Origin of the sequence: Pigmentiphaga sp. GD03639 (assembly GCF_029845405.1) — a bacterium.
GTDB lineage: Bacteria > Pseudomonadota > Gammaproteobacteria > Burkholderiales > Burkholderiaceae_B > Pigmentiphaga > Pigmentiphaga daeguensis.
This window is the reverse complement of record NZ_JAOCLR010000085.1, coordinates 1-897: the sequence shown is the minus strand read 5'-3', so window position 1 is coordinate 897 and position 897 is coordinate 1. Positions and strand designations below refer to the sequence as shown.

1 protein-coding gene is annotated in these 897 nt (G+C 61.5%); it reads left to right on the top strand.

The window, feature by feature from the left end; all coding sequences use genetic code 11:
• The coding region (locus N5K27_RS28925; protein WP_279821028.1) for a GNAT family N-acetyltransferase at nucleotides 1-477 on the top strand (477 nt) is incomplete at its 5' end.
• Between the last annotated feature and the right edge of the window lie 420 nt (nucleotides 478-897).

Below are 897 nucleotides of genomic sequence, written 5' to 3'. Positions count from 1 at the left end.
GTTCGGGTCGCCTGCTCGGGTGATATCGACGAGGTTGTGCGGCTGATGCACGACGCTGCGGCGTGGATGTCCGCCAAGGGAACGCCCGCCTGGGACGTCGCGCGGATCGACCGGACATTCGCGGAGACCTTCGTCCTGAGATCCGAGCTCCTAGTCGCGAGTTGCAGCGACGGCATCGTCGGCTGTTGCACCTTGTCGGCCGAGGATCCCGAGTTCTGGCCCGACGCCCTCAAGGGGGAGGCCGCATATCTGCACAAGCTCGCGGTGCGACGGACACATGCGGGCCGGGGTGTCAGCTCCGCGCTGATCGAGGCTTGCCGCCATGCCGCGCGAACGCAGGGGTGCGCCAAGCTGCGGCTCGACTGCCACCCGAACCTGCGTGGCCTATACGAGCGGCTCGGATTCACCCACGTCGACACTTTCAATCCCGGCTGGGATCCAACCTTCATCGCAGAACGCCTAGAACTCGAAATCTAACGTCCGTTCGGGCATCGAGGTCCATGTCGGGGTGGGACGGGCCCGTGGCTTCAAGATCACTTGCAGTCCGACCGCGATGTCTTGGTTGCGCGAGAGGTTGTCGATATCCTCCACTTCCATCATCAACCCTGGATAATGCCGCCGCCGTCATCGCCGCCGACGCCCGTGCCGGGCTTTTCGGGCCTGTCAGGCTTGCTCGGCCTTCAGCCTGCCTGGGCGAGATCTCCGGCGGACGGATTAACGGCGGAGCTTCGCCGCCTTTCGTGCGTGTGAAGGCCGAAGATAGTTCTCTCAAAAACATCCGTTTATGAGAGATACCAAATGTCATTTTCAGAAGACGACTGCACCAGTTGATTGGGCGTAATGGCTGTTGTGCAGCCAGCTCCTGACAGTTCAATATCAGAAGTGATCTGCACCAAT